Consider the following 23166-nt stretch of genomic DNA (forward strand, 5'->3'; position numbering starts at 1 on the left):
CCGGGCTTACTTGGCCCAGCTGTCCTTCAGCCCGGTGATCTTGTTGAACACCGGCTTGCCTGGCGCGTGGTCGTGGCGGTCGGCCACGAAGTAGCCAAAGCGCTCGAACTGGAACTTCTGGTCAGGCTGCGCCGTGGCCAGCGAAGGCTCCACATAGGCCGTGACCACCTTGACGCTGGCCGGGTTCAGGCTGGCCTTGAAGTCCTTGCCGCCGGCATCGGGTTGGGCATCGGTGAACAGGCGGTCGTACAGGCGCACCTCGGCGGCCACGCCATCAGCCGCGCCCACCCAGGTGATGGCGGCCTTGACCTTGACGGTGTCGGCACCCGGCGTGCCGCTCTTGGTGTCGGGCACCACCGTGGCGTGCACCTCGGTGACCTGGCCATCGGCGTCCCTGGTGCAGCCGGTGCACTCGATCACGTAGCCGCCCTTCAGGCGCACCTTGTTGCCTGGGAACAGGCGCTTGTAGCCCTTGGGCGGCACTTCCTCGAAGTCCTCGCGTTCGATCCAAACGTCCTTGCCCAGCGTGAAGTGGCGCACGGGCGATTCGGTGCCTTCGGGCGGGTGCGGCAAGGCAGGCAGCGAGCAAGCCTCCTGGTGGCCAGCACCAAACACTTCGTCCCAATTGGTCAGCACCAGCTTGATCGGGTCCAGCACGGCCATGCCGCGGTGGGCCTTGTTCTCCAGGTCGTCGCGCAGGGCGATGTCCAGCGTGCTGTAGTCGATCCAGCTGTCGGACTTGCTCACGCCGATGCGCTCGCAGAACAGCTGGATGGCCTCGGGCGTGTAGCCGCGGCGGCGCAGGCCGGCGATGGTGGGCATGCGCGGATCGTCCCAGCCGGTGACCACGCCTTCATCGACCAGCTGCTTGAGCTTGCGTTTGCTGGTGATCACGTAGGTCAGGTTCAGGCGCGCGAACTCGTACTGGCGCGGCACCGGCTGCGTGAGCAGGCCCAGCGTGGCCAGGTTGTCCACCAGCCAGTCATAGAACGGGCGCTGGTCTTCGAACTCCAGCGTGCAGATGCTGTGGGTGATCTGCTCCAGCGCGTCTTCGATCGGGTGCGCGAAGGTGTACATCGGGTAGATGCACCAGGTGTCGCCCGTGTTGTGGTGCGTGGCGCGGCGGATGCGGTAGATGGCCGGGTCCCGCATGTTGATGTTGGGGCTGGCCATGTCGATCTTGGCGCGCAGCACGGCGGCACCATCGGGCAGCTTGCCATCACGCATCTCCCGGAAGCGCGCCAGGTTCTCATCGGGCGTGCGGCCACGGAAAGGGCTGTCCTTGCCAGGCGTCGAGAAATCGCCCCGGTTGGCGCGCATCTCGTCGGGCGTCTGCTCGTCCACGTAGGCCAGGCCGGCAGTGATCAGCGCCTCGGCCGCGCGGTACATGAAATCGAAGTAATTGCTCGCGTAGTAAAGATGGCTCTCGGTCTGGCCCTTGAAGGCGGAATCCCAGCCAAAGCCCAGCCACTTCACGGCGTCCAGGATGGCGTCGACGTACTCCTGCTCTTCTTTCTCGGGGTTGGTGTCGTCGAAGCGCATGTGGCAGACGCCACCGTAATCGCGCGCCAGGCCGAAGTTCAAACAGATGCTCTTGGCGTGGCCCACGTGCAGGTAGCCGTTGGGCTCGGGCGGAAAGCGGGTGCGGATCCTGGCCGGATCAGGCTGGCCCTGCTGCTGGTGGGCCGCATCGCCGGGCGAGCCAGCCCAGCGGCGGCTGGCGTAGGTGCCCTGCTCCAGGTCGCGGTCGATGATGCCGCGCAGGAAGTTGGTGGGCTTGTGGTCTTCTTTGCCGGCATCAGGAGCCGGCGCGCCAGGGGTGGGTGCGTTCATGGTGCCTCAATTCTATCGAGCCCGCCGCCGCCGCGTCGCCCGCACGCCCCGCCTGCCCAACGATTCGACGTTTGAAACAACCATAGGTGTTTTCTCCCCTGTGTTTCGTTAATCGTTTCAAACAATATACCGCTCCACCCAGGAGGGCTCCATGCTTCGCACCCAGTACGTTCAGATCAAGCACCTGCGCATCTTCGAGATCCTGCGCATGCATGCGATTTTCGAGCGCTATTACGACCACAGCCCCATCGACGTGTTCCTGAGCGATCTGGACAAGAAGGACGGCGTGTTCCTGGTGCGCCGCCAGAGCAACGACCTGATCGTCGGCTTCTCCACGCTCGGCATCTACCACTTCGAGCATCAAGGGCAGCGCGTCAAGGGCCTGTTCAGCGGCGACACCATCATCGAGAAGGAGTACTGGGGATCGCGCACCCTGCAGGCCGCCTTCGCACGCAAGCTGCTGGTCGAGGCGCTCAAGCGGCCGTTCTCGCGCCAGTACTGGCTGCTGATTTCCAAGGGCTACAAGACCTACCTGCTGCTCACGCGCAACTTCCCCATCTTCTACCCCGACCGCCGCACCGAGCACCCAGGCCTGCAGGACCTCGTGGGCAACTACTGCGAACAGCTCTACCCCGGCAAGCTGGACCGCGAGCGCATGGTGCTGGACTTCGGCCCGCAGGCCAACTGCCTGAAGGATTCGGTGGCCGACATCCCGCCGGAGCTGATCGCACGCGATGCCGACATCGCCTTCTTCGCTGCCCGCAACCCCGGCTGGGCACAGGGCCAGGAGCTGCCCTGCATCGCGCAGGCCGACCTCTTCACGTTCGCCAAGGCCATCTGGCCCTTCATCCGCAAGGCCCTCAAGCCCAAGGCACGCACAGGCACCCTGCCTACCGGTGACCTGGCGGACGCCAGCGCCGCGCTTCCGCACGATTGACGGACGCTGCACTGCAGCATAGGAACTGCGTGCCTTCGCGGGCCTTGCGTGCCATACTGCGCCGCGACTTGACCCGCGAGGAGACCCAACGCGATGCAACGGAGTGTCAAGCAATCTCTGGGGCCGCTGGCTGACATGCCCGGGCGCCACGGTGCCGACGTGCCTTCGGCGCGCCGAACCGCGCGCACGCTGCGCTGGTTGATCCGGGGCCAGGATCCCGAACCGAGCACCGCCCAATGGCAGGCCCTGGGCGCCTCGCTCACGCGGGGCGATGCACCGGCCGACCGCCTGGCCACCTGGATGCGCGCGCATGGCCTGGCCACCACGCAAGCCCTGTTCGAGCAGGCCTTGAACCTGGGCATCGACGAGGTGCCCGATGCACCCGCCGAGCTGCGCGATTTCTTTGCCACCGTGGAGCGCACGCCCGACTGGGTGCAGCCCTCGCGCCTGCTGGCGGGCGCCAAGGCCTGCCACCTCTCTGGCCTGACCGGCCTGCAGGTGCTGCGCGATGCGGCCCTGATGGGCGGCTACCAGGCCTCGGCCATCAACCGCACCCTGGTGCTGACCGGCTCCCTGGCCAAGGGTGCCCAGCGCCGCGTGGCCGAGACCACCAAATGGTGGATCGACTGCACCACCGCCGGCGGCCTGTCCCGCTTCGCACCGGGCTTCAAGAGCACGGTGCGCGTGCGCGTGATGCATGCCCTGGTGCGCCAGCGCGTGCAGACCCTGCCTGACTGGGACGCCGCCTACTTCGGCCTGCCCGTCAACCAGGGCGATATGCAGGCCACCTACCTGGGCTTCTCGGTGATCTTCCTGTTCGGCCAGCGCGCAATGGGCGTGGCCATCAACCGGCAGGAAAGCGATGCCGTGATGCACCTGTGGCGCTACATCGGCTGGCTGATGGGCGTGGAAGAAGGCCTGCTGCTGGACACCGAGATGCAAGGCCGCATCGCCCTGTACCGCAACCTGCTGAGCCAGGCGCCGGCCGACGACAGCAGCAAGGCCCTGGGCCGGGCCCTGATGGACGAACCCCTCAGCCGCCACTACGGCAACGCCTGGCCCGTGCTCGATCGGCTGCAGGGCCGCTACGAACGCGCCAAGCACCTCAGCATCTGCCGCTTCTTCCTGGGAGGGCGCGGCATGCGCGCGCTGGGCCTGCCGGCCAGCGTGCTGCCCTGGTATCCCGCGCTGGTGGTGCCCTTCACCGCGCTGCGCCACCGCCTGACGCGGCTGCTGCCCGGCGGCCACCAGGCCCTGGTGCGACAGGGCCGCGCGGCACAGGAAGACTACCTGGCGATCCTGTTCGGATCAGGCGAGCCCGACATCGCCCGCCTGCCGCAGCCTCACGGCTGAGCGGGAGGTGTCCCGGCCTGAACGGCCTCCGCGTCGGTCGGGCCCTGCTCTGTATCCTGCCCGGCAGGCACACCGTCCACGACGACCTTGCCTTCGCGGGCGCGCTCGGCATAGCGGTTGAAGCGCCACGCCGTCGACTCCATCGTGATGCGGCGCCACGTGCTGCGCTTTTCGCCCGGCGTCATCTCCGGCCACAGCTGCACCTCGTCGAAGGTGCGGCCACAGCCCTTGCACAGGTCATCGCCCTGGCTGGTCGAGCAGATGGCGATGCAGGGCGTGTCGGGCGTGGTGTCGTACCAGCGTAACCAGGCCTCGCGGGCTGTGCGCGGCATCGTGTCCTCGTCGCATTCGGGCTCGTGGTAGTACACCATCAAGGCGTAGACCTCGGCCAGCGCGCGCACCTCGGGGCCCAGGCTGATGCCATCGGTCGACGGTGTGCGCTCGCGCCACCAGTTGATGGCGGATTCGATGTCGGTGATGTGGATACCGGCCATGGCGCGGGCTCCGCTCACTCCTGCGCAGCCACCAGGGCGGCCAGGGCGGCCTGCACCGTGGCGTTCTCTGCGCCCTCGCCCAGCGTGACCGGCGCGCCTTCCAGTGCCGCGGCGCCTTCCGTCTTGAAGCGCTTCACCCAGCCGCCGGCCTCACGCCCCTCGGCAAAGCCCTGGCTCTGCAGCAGCAGCGCACCGTCGGCGGCGGTGAGCTTGAAATAGAACAGGTTGTCGGCCTCGCGGTACTGCTTGAACACGGGCACGGCCGACTTGCCGGCGCCTTCAGCCTTGGCCACCTGTGGCTTGGCCGCTGCCACCATGCGGCGCAGGCCCACGGCCTGACGCAACTCGGCCAGCAACGGTGTGGCCGTGGCGCGGGCCTTGCGCGCGCCCTCCTGCAGGATGTCTTCGATGCGCTCGGGGTGGGCCACCAGGTCGGCATAACGCTCACGCATCGGGCCCACGTGCGCCTCGATCAACTGCACCACACGCTGCTTGGCATCGCCCCAGCCCAGGCCGCCGCGCAGGTCCGCGCGGAAGGCCGCACGGGTGTCCGCATCGGCAAACGCATCGTGGATGGTGACCAGATGGGCACCCTCCGGGTCCTTGGGCTCGCCCGGCAGTTTGGAATCCGTCACGATGCGGGCCACGGCCTCCTTCAGCGCCTTGGCACCGCCCTCGAACAGGGGCACGGTGTTGTCGTAGCTCTTGGACATCTTGCGGCCATCCAGCCCAGGCAAGGTGGCCACGCCCTCTTCGATCTCGGCCTGGGGCAGCACGAACAGCTCCTTGCCTTTGCCAAAGAGATGGTTGAAACGCTGGGCCACATCGCGCGCCATCTCGATGTGCTGCACCTGATCGCGGCCCACCGGCACGCGGTGGGCGTTGAACAGCAGGATGTCAGCCGCCATCAGGATCGGGTAGCAGTACAGGCCCATCGTCACGTTGGCATCGGGCTCTTCGCCGGCTGCCACGGCCGCATCCACCGTGGCCTTGTAGGCGTGGGCCCGGTTCATCTGGCCCTTGGCCGTCACACAGGTCAGCAGCCAGTTCAGCTCGGTGGTCTCGGGGATGTCGCTCTGGCGGTAGAACGTGACGCGTTCGGTGTCCAGGCCGGCGGCCAGCCAGGTGGCCGCGATCTCCAGGCGCGAGCGCTCGATGCGGTCCGGGTCATCGCACTTGATCAGCGCGTGGTAATCGGCCAGGAAGAAGAAGCTCTCGACCCCGGGCTCCCGGCTGGCATTGATGGCGGGCCGGATGGCACCGACGTAGTTGCCCAGGTGGGGCGTGCCAGTGGTGGTGATGCCGGTGAGAACGCGTTGGGTCATGGCGGGGGCGAGAAGCGCGAAAAAGAGCAGGAATTGTAGGTGCAGCCCCCCGTCCCGGGCGGGCGAGCGGGGTCCTGACCCCACTACACTCTAGGCCGCATGAAAAACATCGTCATCCTGATTTCCGGACGCGGCTCGAACATGGAAGCCATCGTCGAGGCCTGCGCCCGTGAACAGTGGCCGGCCCGGGTGGCCGCCGTGGTCAGCAACAAGGCCGATGCGGCCGGCCTGCGCTACGCCGCCGACCGCGGCATTGCCACCGCCGTGCTGGACCATAAAAACTTTGCCAGCCGCGAAGATTTCGATGCCGAGCTGGCCACCGTGGTCGATGGTTTCGCGCCCGACGCGGTGGTGCTGGCCGGCTTCATGCGCATCCTGACCGAAGGCTTCGTGCGGTATTTCGAAGGCCGCATGCTCAATGTGCACCCCTCGCTGCTGCCTGCGTTCACCGGGCTGCACACACACCAGCGCGCCATCGATGCGGGCTGCAAGGTGGCTGGCGCCACCGTGCATTTCGTGACCCCGGCACTCGATCACGGCCCGATCGTGGCACAGGCCGTGGTGCCCGTGCTGCCGGGCGACACGGCCGAGGCCCTGTCGGCGCGGGTGCTGGTGCAAGAGCACCTGATGTATCCGCAGGCCGTACGCTGGCTGGTCGAAGGCCGCCTGGCGCTCGATGCCCAGGGCCGGGTTACCCAGACCGCCGGAGCACCCCAGGTGCACTGGGGCGCCTGAACGCGCCCCGCAACAACCACAGCTCAGCCGCGGGCACGCCGGCGCAGTGCGCCGATCAGTGCCAGGCCAGCCAGGCCCATGGCCCAGGTCTGCGGCTCTGGCACGGCCGAGGTCAGCCGCACGTTGTCGATGCCCACCACCTCGATCGGGCCGTTGCCTGATTCGAGGTTGATCGTGGCACTGCTCAGGCTGGCCAGCACGGCGGACAGGTTGGCGCCGAAGGTGGCCACGTCCAGCTGCACCGAATAGGTCTTCCAGCCCGTGGTGGGATCGGTCTCCGGCACGAAGTCGAAGGACACGCTGCCTGCCGTGGCGGATGTCAGCGTGAGCAAGCCGAAAGTGGACCAACTGGGCGCCTGCCCGTTCAGGCTGGCCGCGTCCAGTGACAGGGTGCCCCCCAGGTAGCTGCTCCAGTCTGTGGTGCCTGAAGCCAAAGGCAGGTTCAACAGCACGTCTGCGTTGTCGATGTCCGCCACCGACAGATGACCGTTGCCGCCGCTGACCACATGGGTCAGTGCGCCGCCAGAGGTGACCGTGAAGCCCTGGGCAGACGCATCGAAGGTGTAGAGCAGATCGGCCTGTACGGCACCGCCGATCAGTGACAGCGCCAAAGGCAGAAGGACGCGGTTTGCGCGCATGGTGGTTTCTCCCGGGATTTGAATGCGTTGAAGAAACGCGCCGCTAGGCAGCAGCCCCCGGCACGCATCGTCCGGAATTCTAAGGTCGCCGCATGGGTTTGCCCAGCGTTGTTCAGCTTCACGACGCCTTCCCGCCACCTCATCCGCAGGGCGTATCAGCGGCAATTCCCTCTGCTACCCTGCCCGCCTGCACCGGCAAGACCCGGGGAGCCCGATCCTGCTGTTGGTGGCTTTGCTGGCGGCGCCTCGCCACGGCCACCAAACCCAGCAGTCCCATCGCAAACGCCACGCCAGTATCGATCTCAGGCACGGGCGATGTCGAGATGGAGCCGCTCACCAGCAAGCTGGTCGGGCCACGCCAACCGTGGTTGATGACGCCCGAGGTCAACGCAAGCGTGTCACCAGCCGTCGCCAGTGTTCCGGAGAAACGAAACACCAAGTTGTACATGGCCGCATCGAAGGTCTTCGCATCGAAGCCGACAAAGCCGTCCCGGACGCTGGGCGTCACCGTCATGCGGCTCTTGTCATAGGTGAAGTTGGCGGTGCTGCTGCCCACCGTCTTCACCAGCAGGCTCCAATCGGTGATGGTGTTGCTCGCCTCGTCATAGGTGAACCAGCCGACCGCCTGCTCGGGCGCAACGGCTGGGCGTTCTGGATCGCTGTAGATCACATCATTGAGGTGCCAGGTGGTAGCCGCCTGGGCCGCTCCGGTCACTGCCAGGGCGCTCAAACCGAACAGACGGACAATACGGACGAACTTCTTCACGTGTGCACTCCCCTGTGTATGAACGTTAGTGGCCTGTTGATCGGCCACATATGCAGAGCATAACAAGTCGTCACACCTGTCCACATAGAGACTTACCACCCCCTTGATCAAGGGCCGAGGCCTCAGCCCGGGATCGCGCGGCTCGCCAGGGCCGCCGCCGCAGCCCGCGTCTCCACCCCCAGCTTCTCGAAGATGTGCTCCAGGTGCTTGTTCACCGTGCGATGGCTCATGCCCAGGATGTCGGCGATGTCGCGGTTGGTCTTGCCCTTGGCCAGCCACGACAGCACCTCGGTCTCACGCGGCGTGAGCGAGGCCACGTCCAGCCGGCTTGGCGCGGCAGTCACGCCCTCCCCCATCACCACCGCACCACCCGCCGCCGCATTCGCCGCCGCCGGCCGTTCCGAGCTCAGCAGCACCATCGTCTCGCCCAGCCCTGCCGCGCCCAGGCTGCGCGCGATCAGCCGGATGCCCACCGTGCCTGCCCGCAGGGCCGGTCCAGGCACCTCGTGCCCTGTGGGGCTGCCCGCCAGTTGCGCCAGCCATTCCACCGGCGCGCCACCTTCCAGTTCTGGAAACGCCTCACGCAGCCAACGTTCTGCCTGGGGCGAGCGCCATGCGATGCGCTGCCTCACATCCAGCAGCAGCACGCCGTGTCCGCCCACGTCCACTGCCTCACGCGCCAGGCGCGTCACACGCGCATTGCGCATGTGCGTGGCCAGGCGCGCCAGCACCTCTTCGATGCGCACCGGCTTGACCACGTAGTCCACCCCGCCCGCATCGAAGCCGGCCACGATGTCCGAGGTCTCCGACAGGCCCGTCATGAACACCACCGGCACATGCACCCAGGCCGCGTGCGCCTTGATGCGCCGGCACGTCTCGAAGCCCGACAGGCCCGGCATCACCGCGTCCAGCAGGATCGCATCGGGCACCACCAGCTCCAGGCGCTCCAGCGCCTGCTCGCCATCGCGGGCCACCAGCACGGTGTAGCCTTCGGCCGCCAGCGCATCACACAGCATGCGCAGCGTATCGGGTGCATCGTCGACCACCAGCACCGTGCCCAGGTGGCGCTCAGGATTGGGGCTCATCAAGCGGGTCCTCGTTCAAGGCTGGCGCCAAATCGGCCAGCAGTCCATCCAGATCGAAATCGTCCACGCGCTGCTGCAGCGATTGCCAGCGCGGTTCATGCTCGGGGTAGGCCTGTGCCCATTGGGCCAGCGCGCGCGCCACGCCCTGCACATGGCCCATGCGCGCCAACTGGCACAACTCGGCCGTGGCGTCGGGCGGCAACACCGCCACCGGCGCAGCGGCGCCTCGACTCACCACATGCAGCACCGGCGCGCTGGCCTGCGCCAGAACAGCCTGCGTCCGGGCACGCGCGCGCTGCTCGGTGCCGCCAACACTGGCAGCATCCCCAGCCACCACCGACGCCATGCGGCCATGGCCCGGCAAGGCCGACAGCCCGGTGTTCCACTCGATGTCCAGGTACTCGCCCAGCGTGTCCAGCAGCTCGGATTCGATCACCGGCTTGGCCACGAAGGCCTGGCACTGCGCCGCGGCCAGGTTCTCGGGCCGGTTCTCGAACACATTGGCCGACACGATGATGATGGGCACGTCGGCAAAGCCCGCCTCGCGGATCGCGCGCGAGGTGCTCCAGCCATCCATGTCATCCATGCTCACGTCCAGCAGCACGGCATCGGGGCAGGCGTCGCGCACGCTCTCCAGGCACTCCAGCCCGCCAGCCGCCTCGCGCACCTGAAAGCCCAGTGGCAGCAGCATGCCCGCCAGCATCTGCCGCTGGATGGGCTGGTCGTCCACCACCAGCAGGGTCAGGCGCTGGCCATGGTAGCCCGTGATGGGGCGGTGGCGCGGCCGGTCGCCGTGCCCGTTGCTGAGCAGCGGCGTGGCCGGCGCCGCGATCTCGCGCAGGTACACGCGCACGGTGAAGGTGCTGCCCTCGCCCATGGTGCTCTGCACGCTCAGCTCGCCGCCCATCAGCTCGGTCAGCAGGTGCGTGATCGTCAGGCCGAGGCCCGTGCCCGGCACGCTGCTGCGCCGCCCGCCGCTGCCACGCTCGAAGGGCAGGAAGATCCGGTCCAGATCCTGCGGCGCCACGCCGATGCCGGTGTCGATCACCTCGAATCGCAGCACCTCGCGGCGGGCATCCAGCCGCAGGGTCACCTGCCCTTTGTCGGTGAAGCGCACGGCATTGCCCAGCAGGTTCAGCAGGATCTGGCGCAGGCGCCTGGCATCGGCATGCACCCATGAAGGCACCCGCCCGCGCGTCTCCAGCCTGAAATCCAGCCCCTTGGCCTGGGCCTGGGGCTCGACCATGCGCACCACATCATCCAGGAACTCGTGCAGCGGCACGGGGCTGGGGTCCAGCCGCAGGCGGCCCGCCTCGATGCGGGCCAGGTCCAGCAGGCCGTCGATCAGGCCCATCAGGTGCTCGCCGCTGCGCTGGATGGTGGTCAAGGCGCCGCGCTTGGGGCCGTTGCGGCCCTCGTCCTTCAACAGGATCTGGGCATAGCCCAGGATGCTGTTGAGCGGTGTGCGCAACTCGTGCGTCATGCCGGCCACGTAGCGCGTCTTGGCCTGGTTGGCCGCCTCGGCCAGTTCCTTGGCCTGCTGCAGGGCCGCATCGGTGCGGCGGTGGGCGTCGATCTCCAGCTGCAGCAGCTGGTTCTGGCGGTTGGAATCATCCTGCGCCATGCGCCGGCTCTCGCTGGCCAGCACCACCCACCACGAGCACACGGCCGCCGCCAGCAGCAGCAGCGCATACACCTTGATGAAGGGCGCCTCCAGCAGGCTGGGCCCGGCCTGGCCCATGTGCTCCAGCGCGTGGTTGACCACGCCCTCCTGGTAATAGACCACGCCCAGCACGAAGGCCAGCATGGCCGCCAGCGCCAGGAACACCACCAGGTAGTGCCCCACGCGGAAGTTCACCCGCTTGGACCACTCCACCGGCAGCACCACCCTCAGCCCGTGCGATACCTGCTCGGCCGCGCGGGATCTGGATTTGCAGCGGTCATGGCAGCGCGATTCGAGCGTGCAGCACAGCGAGCAGATCGGCGCGTCGTAGGCCGGGCACGTGGCCATGTCTTCGGATTCGAAATGGTTGTCGCACACCGAGCACTGCACCATCTGCCCTGGCGCCCAGCCCTGCGGCTCGGGCTGGCGGGCCAGGTAGTAGCGGCCTTTGGTGCCCCAGGCCAGCAGGGGCGAGGCCACCAGCGCGATGCCCAGTGCGATGAAAGGCGACCAGGCCGCCGCCATCTCGCCCATGACGCCCGCGTGCGCCACCATGCCCACCAGCGCGGCCAGCAGGGTCGAGCCCAGCCCTACCGGGTTCAGGTCATACAGGTAGGCGCGCTTGAACTCGATGCCCTTGGGCGACCAGCCCAGCGGCTTGTTGATCACCAGATCGGCCACCAGCGCGCCCACCCAGGCGATGGCCACGTTGCTGTACAGCCCCAGCACCCGCTCCAGCGCCCCGAACACGCCCAGCGTCATCAAGAGCACGGCGATCAGCACGTTGAACACCAGCCACACCACCCGCCCCGGGTGGCTGTGCGTGAGCCGCGCGAAGAAGTTCGACCACGCCAGCGAGCCCGCGTAGGCGTTGGTCACGTTGATCTTGATCTGCGACACGATCACGAACACCACCGTGGCGCCCAGTGCCCAGGCGGGGGATGTGAACACCTCGCTGAAGGCCGCCAGGTACATCTGCGTGGGCTCCACCGCCTTGTCCACAGGGATCTCGTGCTGCAGCGCAAGGAAGGCCAGGAAGGCCCCGGCCACCATCTTGAGCATGCCCGGCACCACCCAGCCGGGCCCGGCCACCAGCACGGCGCCCCACCAGCGCCACTGGTTCTCCTTGGTCTTCTCCGGCAGGAAGCGCAGGTAATCCACCTGCTCGCCCACCTGCACGATCAATGAAAAGGCCACCGTGGCCGCCATGCCGAAGGCCAGCGGCGTGAAATCGCTGTCGCCCGTGGTGCGCCCGGCCAGGGTGGTGAACTCCACATAGGCCTCGGGCCGCTGGATCGCCACGGCCACGAAGGGCAGCACGAACAGCGCCGCCCACAGCGGCTGCGTCCACAGCTGCAGCCGCGAGATCAGGGTGATGCCGTGCGTCACCAAAGGCACGATCACCAGTGACGAGACGATGTAGCACAGCGCCAGCGGCCAATCGAACAGCATCTCCAGCGCCAGCGCCATGATGGCCGCCTCCAGCGCGAAGAAGATGAAGGTGAAGGTGGCATAGATCAGCGAGGTCAGCGTCGAGCCCAGGTAGCCAAAGCCCGCCCCCCGCGTCAGCAGGTCCATGTCCAGGCCGTACTTGGCCGCGTAGTAGCTGATCGGCAGCGCCGTCAGAAAGATGATCAGGCCCACCACCAGGATGGCCCACATCGCGTTGGTGAACCCGTAGTTCAGCGCGATGGCGCCGCCGATGGCCTCCAGCGCCAGGAAGGACACCGCCCCGAAGGCGGTGTTGGCCACCCGGAACTCGCTCCACTTGCGGAAGGTGCGCGGGGTGTAGCGCAGCGCGTAGTCCTCCAGGGTCTCGTTGGCCACCCAGGAGTTGTAGTCACGGCGAATGCGANGTGCGCGGGGTGTAGCGCAGCGCGTAGTCCTCCAGGGTCTCGTTGGCCACCCAGGAGTTGTAGTCACGGCGAATGCGAAAGATCTTCTGCCGGGCAACGGACACGAACTGGCCCCGTGAAAGAACACCCAGGCCATGGCGCAAGAAGCGGGCCATGCGAGATCCATGTGCTGTGCGTACATCACCTACGTTGAATGACGTATTCAGCGAAAACCCGCGCTTGCGCAACATGGCGTCCAAGGTTGTACCGACAAGGTGTGTTCACGGGGAACGCACCAAGGCGCAGCACAAGCACCTTTTTTGTGCGAGGAGTTTTTAAATGTCCCACGACCACGACGACCCCACCCAGCATGACCAGCGCCGCCGCCAGGTGCTGCAGGGCTTGGGCGCCCTGCCGTTGATCGGCCTGCCTTCCCTGGGCCACGCCCAGGCCACGGCCAAGGTCAACACCACCAAGCTGGCCGTGACCGACACCGAGGTCACCGTGGGACAGCTGCACTCGGCCACCGGCACCATGGCCATCTCCGAGACCGGCTCGATCCAGGCCGAACAGCTCGCCATCGACCAGATCAACGCCATGGGCGGCATCCTGGGCCGCAAGATCAAGGTCATCAAGGAAGACGGCGCCTCCGACTGGCCCACGTTTGCCGAGAAGTCCAAGAAGCTGCTGGTCAACGACAAGGTCGCCGCCGTCTTCGGCTGCTGGACCTCGGCCTCCCGCAAGGCCGTGCTGCCCATCTTCGAAAAGGAAAACGGCCTGCTGTACTACCCGACCTTCTACGAAGGCCTGGAGCAGTCCAAGAACGTGATCTACACCGGCCAGGAAGCCACGCAGCAGATCATCTACGGCCTGGACTGGGGCTCGAAAGAGAAGAAGGCCAAGACCTTCTTCCTGGTCGGCTCCGACTACATCTGGCCGCGCACCTCCATGAAGATCGCGCGCAAGCACATCGAATCGGTGGGCAAGCTGGGCAAGGTCGTGGGCGAGGAGTACTACCCCCTGGGCCACACCAACTTCAACTCCCTGATCAACAAGATCAAGGTGGCCAAGCCGGATTGCATCTTCGCCGCCGTGGTGGGTGGCTCCAACGTGGCCTTCTACAAGCAGCTCAAGGCCGCCGGCATCACAGGCGCCAAGCAGTTCCTGCTGACCCTGTCGGTGACCGAGGACGAAATGCTGGGCGTGGGTGGCGAAAACTTCGCCGGCTTCTACAGCTCGATGAAGTACTTCCAGACCTTGACCAACGACAACAACAAGAAGTTTGTCGAAGCGTTCAGGAAGGCCTACGGCCCCAAGGCGGTGATCGGCGACGTGACGCAGGCCGGCTACCTGGGCCCATGGCTCTGGAAGGCCGCGGTCGAAAAGGCCGGCAGCTTCGATGTGGACAAGGTGGTGGCCGCCTCGCCGGGCATCGAACTCAAGACCGCGCCCGAGGGCTACGTCAAGGTCCACCAGAACCACCACCTGTGGAGCAAGTCGCGCATCGCCCAGGGCCAACCGGACGGCACCTTCAAGGTGGTGGCCGAATCGCCCGAGCTGATCGAGCCGAACCCCTTCCCCAAGGGATATCAGTAACCCTCCCCCTACGGCCTGCGGCCGCCCCCTCAAGGGGGCCACACCGACGGCCCGGCAAAGCCGGATCCGTGGTGTGCGCTGGGTCTTCTCTGGTGAGCGCGCGGGTGGTGCATTGAACTACCTGCTTCCTGCGCCGGCCACTCGGCTGGCGCAGGTTTTTCCCCGACTCGAGAGACAGGTGCCTTATGACTTTTTCTGAAATGCTCAACATCGGCCTGATGCAAGGCTTCGCGGGCCTGAGCCTGTTCTCCGTGCTGCTGCTGATGGGACTGGGCCTGGCGGTGATCTTCGGCCAGATGGGCGTGATCAACATGGCCCACGGCGAGTTCATGACCATCGGTGCCTACACCATCTACATGGCCTCGACCATGACCGAGAAGTACGCGCCCAACCTGATCCAGGCCTACTTTCCCGTCGCCATCATCTTCGCCTTCCTCATCGCCTTCGCGGCCGGCTGGCTGACCGAATGGGCGCTGATCCGCCACCTCTACAAACGACCGCTGGACACCCTGCTCGCCACCTGGGGCTTGAGCCTGGGCCTGCAGCAGGTCTTCCGCACCGCCATCGGTCCCAAGGAAGTCAGCCCCACGCTGCCTGAATGGCTGATGGGCTCGTGGGCACCGGCCGAAGGCCTGGACATCCCCATCAACGGCATGTTCGTGATGGCCCTGACCGCCGTGGTCACGGGCCTGCTGCTGCTGGCCTTGTACAAGGCCCGATGGGGCCTGCGCGTGCGCGCCACGGTCAGCAACCGCGTGATGGCCAACGCCATCGGCATCAACACCAAGCAGACCGACCGCCTTACCTTCGCGATCGGTTGCGGCATCGCCGGTGTGGCGGGCGCGGCCTTCACCACCATCGGCTCCACGGGCCCTACCAGCGGCTCGCTCTACATCGTCGACAGCTTCCTGGTCGTCACCTTCGGTGGCGCGGCCAGCCTGCTGGGCACCGTGGTCTCGGCCTTCGGCATCGCCCAGACGCAATCGATCTCGGAGTTCTTCATGTCGGGCTCGAACGCCAAGGTGCTCACGCTGATGGTGGTGATCTGCATCCTGATGCTGCGCCCACAAGGCCTGTTCGCCGCCAAGGTGCGCCGCTGACATCCCCTGGATTCGACGACTCGGAGCTTTACCAATGACCAAGATTCAAACCTGGATCGCGAACCAGAAGCTGGGCAGCCTGGTGCTGCTGGCCATCCTGCTGCTCGTGGTGTTCCCGCTCGCGCTGGAGCCCTTCCGCCTCAACCTGGTGGGCAAGTACCTCAGCTACGCCTTCGTGGCGCTGGGCCTGGTGATGCTGTGGGGCCACGCCGGTGTGCTCAGCCTGGGCCAGGGCGTGTTCTTCGGCCTGGGCGGCTACATGATGGCCATGTTCCTCAAGCTGGAAGCGTCTGACCCGGTCAGCACCAAGATCCAGTCCACGCCGGGCATCCCCGACTTCATGGACTGGAACCAGCTGACCGAGCTGCCCCTGTGGTGGCTGCCCTTCAAGAGCCTGCCGCTGTCCATCATCGCGGTGCTGGTGGTGCCCACGCTGCTGGCCTTCATCGTCAGCTACGCCATGTTCAAACGGCGTGTGGGCGGCGTGTACTTCGCCATCATCACGCAGGCCGTGGCCCTGGTGCTCACGGTGCTGATCATCGGCCAGCAGGGCTACACCGGCGGCGTCAACGGCATCACCGACTTGAAGACACTGCTGGGCTGGGACATCCGCACCGACAGCGCCCGCTACATCCTGTACTACGTGTGCGCGGGCCTGCTGCTGGGCTCGGTGCTGCTGTGCCGCTGGGTGCAGCGCTCCAAGCTGGGCACCCTGCTGCTGGCCATGCGCGACAAGGAAGACCGCGTGCGCTTCTCCGGCTACGACGTGTCCATGTTCAAGGTGTTCGCCTTCTGCCTGGCGGCCATGCTGTCGGCCATCGGCGGCGCCATGTTCACGCTGCAGGTCGGCTTCATGTCGCCCTCGTTCGTGGGCATCGTGCCCTCCATCGAGATGGTGATCTTCGCCGCGGTCGGTGGCCGCATGAGCCTGGTGGGCGCCATCTACGGCGCGCTGCTGGTGAACTTCGGCAAGACCTACTTCTCCGAGAGCGCGCCCGACCTATGGCTGTTCCTGATGGCCGCCCTGTTCATCGGCGTGACCATGGCCTTCCCGGATGGGCTGGCCGGCCTGGTCGAACAGAAGATCAAGCCCTGGTGGGCCAAGCGCAAGGCCGACCGCGTGACGCAGAAGCAGCGCACCGCCGCCGCCCACGCGGCCTACCCCGAGCCGCCCCTGCCCCCCATCAAGGGCAAGGACAAGGGCGACGGCGCCATGCCCGACGGCATCAGCAGCCAGCAGGCCTGAGCCCCGATCTTCGACACCCCTCCCAGGAGCACCCTCACCATGAGCGCCGCCAAGGAATTCGTTCTCTACGTCGAAGACCTCACCGTGTCCTTCGACGGATTCAAGGCCATCGACAGCCTCAACCTCTACGTCGACAAGAACGAGCTGCGCGTGATCATCGGCCCTAACGGCGCCGGCAAGACCACCCTGCTCGACCTGATCTGCGGCAAGACACGCGCCAGCAAGGGCAGCATCAAGTTCAAGGACACCGAGCTGACCAAGATGGCCGAGCACAAGATCGTGCGCTCGGGCGTGGGCCGCAAGTTCCAGACGCCCTCCATCTACGAGAACCTCAGCGTGTTCCAGAACCTGGAGGTGTCCTTCCCGCGCGGCCGCTCGGTGATGGGCGCGCTGGGCTTCAAGTGCGACAACGAAGTGCAAGCCCGCGTGCAGGCCGTGGCCGAAGAGATCGGCCTGGCTGACAAGCTGGACAGCGAAGCCGGCCTGCTCAGCCACGGCCAGAAGCAGTGGCTGGAGATCGGCATGCTGCTGATGCAGGAGCCCGAGCTGCTGATGCTGGACGAACCCATCGCCGGCATGAGCGCCAAGGAGCGCGAGCTCACCGCCGACCTGCTCAAGCGCATCTGCAAGAACCGCTCGATGATCGTGATCGAGCACGACATGGACTTCGTCGCGCAGATCGCCTCCAAGGTGACCGTGATGCACCAGGGAAAGATCCTGGCCGAAGGCTCGATGGACCAGGTGCAGAACGACCCGAAAGTCATCGACGTTTACTTGGGTCACTGACCTGCCATCCACTGGAGTTACCAACATGCTGCAAGTCAAAGACCTGTACGTGAGCTATGGCCAGAGCGAGGCGCTGCACGGCATCTCGTTCGAGGCCAACAAGAACGAGACCGTCGCCATCATGGGCCGCAACGGCATGGGCAAGACCACGCTGTTCAAGAGCCTGATGGGCGTGCTGCCCACCAAGGCCGGCGAGATCAACGTGGCCGGCCACAGCGTGTCGAAAGACGAGAGCTACAAGCGCGTGGCCAAGGGCATCGCCTACGTGCCCCAGGGCCGCATGATCTTCCCCACCCTGTCGGTGGAAGAGAACATCCAGACGGGGCTTGAGAACAGCAAGACCCGCAAGATCCCCGAAGAGATCTACGCCCTGTTCCCGGTGCTGTGGGACATGCGCAACCGCAAGGGCGGCAACCTGTCGGGCGGCCAGCAACAGCAGCTGGCCATTGCCCGCGCGCTGGTGACCGACCCCAAGGTGCTGCTGCTCGACGAGCCCACCGAAGGCATCCAGCCTTCGATCATCAAGGACATCGCCAAGGCGCTCAACGAGATCCGCAAGCTGCGCGAGATCACCATCGTCGTCTCAGAACAGGTGCTGTCCTTCGCGATGGATGTGGCCGACCGGCTGTTCGTGATCGAAGGCGGCCGGCTGGTGCATGAAACGAAGCGTGCGGACACCGACGTGGCGCACATCAAGCAATACCTTTCTGTCTGACCGAAGGAGCAATGCGAATGGCTGAAACCCTCATCAAAGTAGACCTGAACCAATCGGCCTACGAGAACGAACAAGTCCACAACCGCTGGCACCCCGATGTGCCCATGGCCTGCTGGGTGAACCCCGGCGACGACTTCATCCTGGAAACCTACGACTGGACCGGCGGCTTCATCAAGAACAACGACAGCGCCGACGACGTGCGCGACATCGACCTGTCGATCGTGCACTTCCTGTCGGGCCCCGTGGGCGTCAAGGGCGCCGAGCCGGGCGACCTGCTGGTGGTCGACCTGCTGGACATCGGCACCAAGGCCGACAGCCAATGGGGCTTCAACGGCTTCTTCAGCAAGCAGAACGGCGGCGGCTTCCTGACCGACCACTTCCCGCTGGCCCAGAAATCCATCTGGGATTTCAATGGCCTGTTCACCAAGAGCCGCCACGTGCCCGGCGTCGAATACGCCGGCCTGATCCACCCTGGCCTGATCGGCTGCCTGCCTGACCCGAAGATGCTGGCCGCGTGGAACGAGCGCGAGCAGGAACTGATCGACACCGACCCCACCCGCGTGCCCGGCCTGGCCAACCCGCCCTTCGCCGCCACCGCCCACCTGGGCAAGCTGAGCGGTGATGCCAAGGCCAAGGCCGCCGCCGAAGGCGCCCGCACCGTGCCCCCGCGCGAACATGGCGGCAACTGCGACATCAAGGACTTGAGCCGCGGCTCGAAGGTGTTCTTCCCGGTGTACGTGGATGGCGCGGGCCTGTCGGTGGGCGACCTGCACTTCAGCCAGGGCGATGGCGAAATCACCTTCTGCGGCGCCATCGAAATGGCCGGCTGGGTGCACATGCGCGTGAACCTGATCAAGGGCGGCATGGCCAAGTACGGCATCAAGAACCCGATCTTCAAGCCCAGCCCCATCACGCCCAACTACAAGGATTACCTGATCTTTGAAGGCATCTCGGTGGACGAAGGCGGCAAGCAGCACTACCTGGACGTGAACGTGGCCTACCGCCAGGCCTGCCTGAACGCCATCGAGTATCTGAAGAAGTTCGGCTACAGCGGCGCGCAGGCTTATTCGATCCTGGGCACGGCGCCGGTGCAGGGCCACATCAGCGGCGTGGTGGACGTGCCGAACGCATGCGCCACCTTGTGGCTACCGACCGAGATCTTCGAGTTCGACATCAACCCGACGGCCGCCGGGCCAATCAAGATGCTGGACGGCAGCATCGACATGCCGATCTCGCAAGACGTGGTCTAACCCCGCAGCAGGAGCCCCCATGCCCACTTATGACTATGCGTGCACGGACTGCGGGGGCTTCGACGCCTTCCGCAGCCTGGCCCAGCGCAACGACCCGGCCGTGTGCCCCGATTGCGGTGGTGAATCACCCCGCGTGTTTGTGAGCGCGCCCAGGCTGGCATTCTTGAACTCGAACACGCGCAATGCGATGGACCGGAACGAGAAGGCATCGCATGAGCCGATGATGTCGAAGGACGTTGGGAGTTATGGGCGGATGAAGCATCCGTCTGGGTGTGGGTGTTGTTCGACTGGGAAGAAGGGGGCGACGGTGACTGCGCCGAATGGGGCTAAGGCGTTTCCTTCTAAGAGGCCTTGGATGATTAGTCATTGAGGGTGTCTTCACGCCGACTCAGCAAAGGGCCCTGCCGATCAGCAGGGCCCTTTGCCTTGGTGCAGCTGACCTGCCCTCTACAGGCCATACCAGTCAGTTGTAGAGAAGTCCAAGGGTTTGAGGGGATCAAATCACCGGTCATGCAGGGGCAACTCCAGTCAGAGAGCTCTGCTGCCAGGCCGGTTTTTGGAGAGCCAACCTTCTAACAATGGCTCGCCAAGCGCGACGGCATGAAGGCGAGGGAGGTCGGCTGAAGGATTCTGAACTCAAGCACGCGCGCATTAAGAGCCTGCCGCCTGGAGCTCCTCTCTAGGTTTCCCAGATCGTGCAACGCCGCGCTCAGGCCTGTCCCGGCTTAGGTAGCCAGGGCCTAATTTTTTCCAGATTTGCTATTACTACTTGCCTTTCGCCTTTTCTGGGTGCTCCGCTAGGTTCAAAGTTCAGCGTCCGGAGCGTGTAGAACAACATCGCCTGCCTACACGGCAGCGTAACCATCCCATTGGTCATACCGTAGTCAACTTCGACCCCCTTGCGTTGCATTGGCGACAGCGATTCGTTGGGCGTAAGGATGAGATCAACGGTGCTGTTCCACTCTACGTCTTGCTGTGGGTCCACTTCAGAGGCAATCAGTGCACCTGGCGCCATGATCCGGCCTAGAACGAAATCTCTGAACCCGCCCCGCATGTGGCAGTAGGCACGCACATGCCACCGAAGGCCGTCGTAGCCAAATGCATGGGGACTTATTAAGCGGTCTAACGGTTCATCGCGCGTGATCGACTGATATTGAATCTGCAACTTGGCTCGTGATGCTATGGCTTGAACAACGAGCGAAAGGGTCTGCGGATCAACCGTCCGGTTGGGCAGCGGCACCGATGCTACAGGGGGGCGGAACGCCAAAAAAGCTTGGTCGGCGGTGAGGATTTGACGCTCCAACGCGAGAAGTTGGGACAGGTATTGCCCCGCGCCGCTCGTTTGGTAGCGAGGGGCGAACGCTCGCGTGGCGACGTATGTGCGTGAGGAGGTGTCGTAAGCCAAATTCTCAGGAGCAAGGTCCGTGTACCGCGCAATGTCAGCTGAAGCCTGAGGCACAGAAATCTTGAAGAACTCGGTGACGTCTCGCCGGTTGATCCGTCCGTCCCACTGAAGCCGGAAGTCTATAAACCGCAGCCTACGTTCCTGGCTCCACTTGACCGTGCCAGCGTCGGTGTTCGCGAGGCCTGACGTGCCAGCTCCCACTGAGGTTCCAGCCCCATGCGATTCGGGCAGCTTTTCTTCCTGCTCGGGAGGGGGGCTGGCCCTAGAGGCTTCAGGAGACCGATGACGGAGAGTTCGATTTTTCATTGCAATAGTATAGTTTGTTGACGCGCATAGAAAGTACGCGTATACTTTCTTTACTTTCAGCATTCTCGCTCTACAAGATCCTCGCTTCCCCCGAGGCCTCGCACTCAACCAGGTATTCCCAATGTCAATTGTCAAAAGCTTCGCCGTTGGCCACGGCGACATGTTCTACATACAGCACAACAGCGACAACTTCACGATCATCGACTGCAACCTCAATGCCGATACGGCGGCGGGGCGCATTGCCGATCTCAAGCACGCTTCCCGCCACAAAGGGATCACCCGCTTCATCTCCACCCATCCCGATCAGGACCACATTGGTGGCATCGAGTTGCTGGATGCTGAGATGCCCATCGCAAACTTCTACGTTGTTAAGAATCAAGCCACCAAACCGGAAGAGACGGAATCGTTCAAGCACTATTGCAATTTGCGCGATGACCTGACCAAGGCCTTCTACATCTACAAGGATTGCAGCCGCAAGTGGATGAATCAGACCGACGAACAGCGTGGATCATCGGGCGTCAATGTTCTTTGGCCAGATACCGACAATGCGGATTTCAAAGACGCTTTGGCCGCGTGCGAGCAGGGTGAGAGTCCCAACAACATGTCGGCTGTGTTGCGTTATTCCCTTGAGGGGGGAGCCAGTGTCATGTGGCTCGGAGACCTCGAAACCGAGTTCATGGAGAAGATCACTGACCACATCGCGTTGGAGAAGACCACGATCGTCTTTGCTTCTCACCATGGGCGTCACTCGGGGAAGATTCCTGATGCTTGGCTGGAAAGGCTCGACCCTCAAATCATTGTGATCGGTGAAGCACCCTCGCGTCACTTGCACTATTACACCGGCTACATGACGTTTACCCAAAACCGCACTGGCGACATCACTATGGAGTTGGTGGGCAACAAGGTCCACTTTTACGCCTCGAACCCGAATTACAAGAAGAGGGAAGACTTGGCGGACGAGGGCGCAAACACCTTCGATAACTATGTGGGCAGCATCGAAGTCGAGACCGAGTACTCGCTGGATGGGGTCGCGGCATGAGCGGCGGCGATCTGGCATTGCGCCTTGGCCTCCACAAGCTCTTGGACCCATATGATCTGAAAGCTCGCTACTTGCCGGGACTTCTAGTGCTCCTGCCTGCCATTCTTTGCATTGCGGTGCTGTACGGGGCCAAGAGTCCAATGGCGGTGACGCTTACCTCAGTGTTGACTGCCTGCGGCGGTCCCTACCTGCTCGCTAGCTTTGTGCGCACTTGGGGTCAGCACGCACAAGACCGCCTGTTCCGCGAGTGGGGTGGACAGCCATCGACCATCCTCTTGCGACACAGGGATGAGCAACTGCCACCAATGACCAAGCGGCGCTATGGCGAACTCTCAGCGTTGAAGCTTGGTATCCACTTGCCGACGGCCGAAGAAGAGGCCGAACACCCACAGGGGGCAGATCAAGCCTACGCGGCGGCCGCCGACACGCTGCGTCCGCTCACCAATGACCGAAAAACTTTCACTTTTGTTTTCAAAGAACTGGTGGCCTACGGATTCAATAGGAATGCTCATGGCTCGCGATGGGTTGGGCTTGCCGTCGCATTGCTAACAATCGCATTCAGTCTTGTGCATGCGGGGATGCTTCATGGACATCCGCCTTACTGGACGCCACTTGATCTTGAGCCTGGGCATGCCAGTGTTGTGATTGTTGCTGCAGTCTTTTGTTGCCTTTGGTGCTTTCACTTTACCGCGAGGACGGTAAAGCAATCTGGATTCGCCTACGCGAAGCGCCTCTGGGAGGCACTGGAGAAGGTGCCGAAGAAGCGGGCGAGCAAAGCCGGTTCCAACTGAGCATTCAATTAAGCGGTGGTCGCCATCGGTGTGACGGCCATAGGCCGCCGCGCAGCCGGCTCCCACTTCATGAGAAACCCGAGCAATCTAAAGGAGTGCCAGCCATGGCCACGACAGTGACTTTCTTTCCCGTGGACTGCGGGGACATGACTCTTGTTAAGTTTGGTGATGCCGAGGGTTCTACCTTGCTCATCGACATCAACATCCGCAAGGATGCAGACGATGCCACGAGCGATGTTCGAGATGTCGCTGAAACGCCCCCCTGATT

Annotated in this window: 21 protein-coding genes; 13 read left to right on the forward strand and 8 right to left on the reverse strand. The window is 64.7% G+C overall.

Annotated elements, in window-relative coordinates:
* Positions 1–6: 6 nt before the first annotated feature.
* A complete protein-coding gene (locus EIP75_RS15965) occupies positions 7–1833 on the reverse strand; it encodes a glutamine--tRNA ligase/YqeY domain fusion protein (RefSeq protein WP_125244265.1) in 1827 nt (608 codons plus the stop codon).
* 151 nt (positions 1834–1984) lie between these two features.
* Here EIP75_RS15965 and EIP75_RS15970 point away from each other — a divergent pair, with 151 nt between their 5' ends.
* Both EIP75_RS15970 and EIP75_RS15975 read left to right on the forward strand, forming a co-directional pair.
* Entirely contained in the window at positions 1985–2770 is a 786-nt protein-coding gene (locus EIP75_RS15970) for a hypothetical protein (RefSeq protein WP_125244266.1), read from the forward strand.
* Positions 2771–2863: 93 nt separating this feature from the next.
* Entirely contained in the window at positions 2864–4123 is a 1260-nt protein-coding gene (locus tag EIP75_RS15975; protein WP_125244267.1) for an oxygenase MpaB family protein, read from the forward strand.
* Here EIP75_RS15975 and EIP75_RS15980 read toward each other — a convergent pair.
* A complete protein-coding gene (locus EIP75_RS15980) occupies positions 4114–4617 on the reverse strand; it encodes a DUF3717 domain-containing protein (protein ID WP_125244268.1) in 504 nt (167 codons plus the stop codon). The genes EIP75_RS15975 and EIP75_RS15980 overlap by 10 nt on opposite strands.
* Before the next feature lie 14 nt (positions 4618–4631).
* Positions 4632–5942: a tryptophan--tRNA ligase gene (locus tag EIP75_RS15985; protein WP_125244269.1), complete on the reverse strand. Its 1311-nt coding sequence runs from the start codon at positions 5940–5942 to the stop codon at positions 4632–4634.
* Positions 5943–6041: 99 nt separating this feature from the next.
* Here EIP75_RS15985 and purN point away from each other — a divergent pair, with 99 nt between their 5' ends.
* On the forward strand, positions 6042–6677 hold the full coding sequence (gene purN, locus EIP75_RS15990) for a phosphoribosylglycinamide formyltransferase (RefSeq protein ID WP_125244270.1): 636 nt from the start codon (positions 6042–6044) through the stop codon (positions 6675–6677).
* Between the two features lie 23 nt (positions 6678–6700).
* On the opposite strand, the gene EIP75_RS15995 is transcribed toward purN, so the two are convergent.
* From EIP75_RS15995 to EIP75_RS16010, 4 genes are all read right to left on the reverse strand, one after another.
* A complete protein-coding gene (locus EIP75_RS15995) occupies positions 6701–7315 on the reverse strand; it encodes a PEP-CTERM sorting domain-containing protein (RefSeq protein ID WP_125244271.1) in 615 nt (204 codons plus the stop codon).
* A 139-nt stretch (positions 7316–7454) separates the two neighbouring features.
* Positions 7455–8081, reverse strand: coding sequence for a hypothetical protein (locus tag EIP75_RS16000; protein ID WP_125244272.1), 627 nt, complete (start codon positions 8079–8081; stop codon positions 7455–7457).
* Positions 8082–8203: 122 nt separating this feature from the next.
* Positions 8204–9166: a response regulator transcription factor gene (locus EIP75_RS16005; protein ID WP_125244273.1), complete on the reverse strand. Its 963-nt coding sequence runs from the start codon at positions 9164–9166 to the stop codon at positions 8204–8206.
* Positions 9150–12821, reverse strand: coding sequence for a hybrid sensor histidine kinase/response regulator (locus EIP75_RS16010; RefSeq protein WP_125244298.1), 3672 nt, complete (start codon positions 12819–12821; stop codon positions 9150–9152). Before EIP75_RS16010 ends, EIP75_RS16005 begins: the two co-directional genes overlap by 17 nt.
* A 182-nt stretch (positions 12822–13003) precedes the next feature.
* Here EIP75_RS16010 and urtA point away from each other — a divergent pair, with 182 nt between their 5' ends.
* From urtA to EIP75_RS16045, 7 genes are all read left to right on the forward strand, one after another.
* Complete coding sequence (urtA, locus tag EIP75_RS16015) at positions 13004–14260, forward strand: urea ABC transporter substrate-binding protein (RefSeq protein WP_125244274.1); 1257 nt, start codon at positions 13004–13006, stop codon at positions 14258–14260.
* Between the two features lie 185 nt (positions 14261–14445).
* Positions 14446–15360, forward strand: a complete 915-nt coding sequence (gene urtB / locus EIP75_RS16020; RefSeq protein WP_125244275.1) for an urea ABC transporter permease subunit UrtB — start codon at positions 14446–14448, stop codon at positions 15358–15360.
* Positions 15361–15394: 34 nt separating this feature from the next.
* Positions 15395–16606, forward strand: coding sequence for an urea ABC transporter permease subunit UrtC (gene urtC / locus EIP75_RS16025; RefSeq protein ID WP_125244276.1), 1212 nt, complete (start codon positions 15395–15397; stop codon positions 16604–16606).
* Between the two features lie 39 nt (positions 16607–16645).
* Positions 16646–17392, forward strand: a complete 747-nt coding sequence (urtD, locus tag EIP75_RS16030; RefSeq protein WP_125244277.1) for an urea ABC transporter ATP-binding protein UrtD — start codon at positions 16646–16648, stop codon at positions 17390–17392.
* A 25-nt stretch (positions 17393–17417) separates the two neighbouring features.
* Complete coding sequence (urtE, locus tag EIP75_RS16035; protein WP_125244278.1) at positions 17418–18107, forward strand: urea ABC transporter ATP-binding subunit UrtE; 690 nt, start codon at positions 17418–17420, stop codon at positions 18105–18107.
* A gap of 17 nt (positions 18108–18124) precedes the next feature.
* Positions 18125–19357 carry a formamidase gene (gene fmdA / locus EIP75_RS16040; RefSeq protein ID WP_125244279.1) on the forward strand — a complete coding sequence of 411 codons (1233 nt, stop codon included), beginning with the start codon at positions 18125–18127 and terminating at the stop codon, positions 19355–19357.
* Between the two features lie 19 nt (positions 19358–19376).
* Complete coding sequence (locus EIP75_RS16045) at positions 19377–19727, forward strand: FmdB family zinc ribbon protein (RefSeq protein WP_125244280.1); 351 nt, start codon at positions 19377–19379, stop codon at positions 19725–19727.
* Between the two features lie 339 nt (positions 19728–20066).
* On the opposite strand, the gene EIP75_RS16050 is transcribed toward EIP75_RS16045, so the two are convergent.
* Positions 20067–21131, reverse strand: a complete 1065-nt coding sequence (locus tag EIP75_RS16050) for a helix-turn-helix transcriptional regulator (protein WP_158622873.1) — start codon at positions 21129–21131, stop codon at positions 20067–20069.
* 58 nt (positions 21132–21189) lie between these two features.
* Between EIP75_RS16050 and EIP75_RS16055 the strand changes: the two genes are divergently transcribed.
* From EIP75_RS16055 to EIP75_RS16065, 3 genes are all read left to right on the forward strand, one after another.
* On the forward strand, positions 21190–22107 hold the full coding sequence (locus EIP75_RS16055) for a ComEC/Rec2 family competence protein (protein ID WP_125244282.1): 918 nt from the start codon (positions 21190–21192) through the stop codon (positions 22105–22107).
* Positions 22104–22898: a hypothetical protein gene (locus EIP75_RS16060; protein ID WP_125244283.1), complete on the forward strand. Its 795-nt coding sequence runs from the start codon at positions 22104–22106 to the stop codon at positions 22896–22898. The genes EIP75_RS16055 and EIP75_RS16060 overlap by 4 nt, the downstream gene beginning before the upstream one ends.
* A 104-nt stretch (positions 22899–23002) precedes the next feature.
* The gene (locus tag EIP75_RS16065; RefSeq protein ID WP_199758610.1) at positions 23003–23164 is read left to right on the forward strand and encodes a hypothetical protein; all 162 of its coding nucleotides are present in this window, start codon (positions 23003–23005) and stop codon (positions 23162–23164) included.
* Positions 23165–23166 lie beyond the last annotated feature (2 nt).

The sequence above is a fragment of the Aquabacterium soli genome (genome assembly GCF_003933735.1).
Taxonomy (GTDB): domain Bacteria; phylum Pseudomonadota; class Gammaproteobacteria; order Burkholderiales; family Burkholderiaceae_C; genus Aquabacterium; species Aquabacterium soli.

Coding starts and splice junctions, on each gene's coding strand:
- EIP75_RS15965 (WP_125244265.1), bottom strand. CDS start 1,833: ATGAACGCACCCACCCCTGGCGCGCCGGCTCCTGATGCCGGCAAAGAA.
- EIP75_RS15970 (WP_125244266.1), top strand. CDS start 1,985: ATGCTTCGCACCCAGTACGTTCAGATCAAGCACCTGCGCATCTTCGAG.
- EIP75_RS15975 (WP_125244267.1), top strand. CDS start 2,864: ATGCAACGGAGTGTCAAGCAATCTCTGGGGCCGCTGGCTGACATGCCC.
- urtE (WP_125244278.1), top strand. CDS start 17,418: ATGCTGCAAGTCAAAGACCTGTACGTGAGCTATGGCCAGAGCGAGGCG.
- EIP75_RS16065 (WP_199758610.1), top strand. CDS start 23,003: ATGGCCACGACAGTGACTTTCTTTCCCGTGGACTGCGGGGACATGACT.
- purN (WP_125244270.1), top strand. CDS start 6,042: ATGAAAAACATCGTCATCCTGATTTCCGGACGCGGCTCGAACATGGAA.
- EIP75_RS15995 (WP_125244271.1), bottom strand. CDS start 7,315: ATGCGCGCAAACCGCGTCCTTCTGCCTTTGGCGCTGTCACTGATCGGC.
- fmdA (WP_125244279.1), top strand. CDS start 18,125: ATGGCTGAAACCCTCATCAAAGTAGACCTGAACCAATCGGCCTACGAG.
- EIP75_RS16050 (WP_158622873.1), bottom strand. CDS start 21,131: ATGCTGAAAGTAAAGAAAGTATACGCGTACTTTCTATGCGCGTCAACA.
- EIP75_RS15985 (WP_125244269.1), bottom strand. CDS start 5,942: ATGACCCAACGCGTTCTCACCGGCATCACCACCACTGGCACGCCCCAC.
- EIP75_RS16055 (WP_125244282.1), top strand. CDS start 21,190: ATGTCAATTGTCAAAAGCTTCGCCGTTGGCCACGGCGACATGTTCTAC.
- EIP75_RS16005 (WP_125244273.1), bottom strand. CDS start 9,166: ATGAGCCCCAATCCTGAGCGCCACCTGGGCACGGTGCTGGTGGTCGAC.
- urtC (WP_125244276.1), top strand. CDS start 15,395: ATGACCAAGATTCAAACCTGGATCGCGAACCAGAAGCTGGGCAGCCTG.
- urtB (WP_125244275.1), top strand. CDS start 14,446: ATGACTTTTTCTGAAATGCTCAACATCGGCCTGATGCAAGGCTTCGCG.
- EIP75_RS15980 (WP_125244268.1), bottom strand. CDS start 4,617: ATGGCCGGTATCCACATCACCGACATCGAATCCGCCATCAACTGGTGG.
- urtD (WP_125244277.1), top strand. CDS start 16,646: ATGAGCGCCGCCAAGGAATTCGTTCTCTACGTCGAAGACCTCACCGTG.
- urtA (WP_125244274.1), top strand. CDS start 13,004: ATGTCCCACGACCACGACGACCCCACCCAGCATGACCAGCGCCGCCGC.
- EIP75_RS16045 (WP_125244280.1), top strand. CDS start 19,377: ATGCCCACTTATGACTATGCGTGCACGGACTGCGGGGGCTTCGACGCC.
- EIP75_RS16060 (WP_125244283.1), top strand. CDS start 22,104: ATGAGCGGCGGCGATCTGGCATTGCGCCTTGGCCTCCACAAGCTCTTG.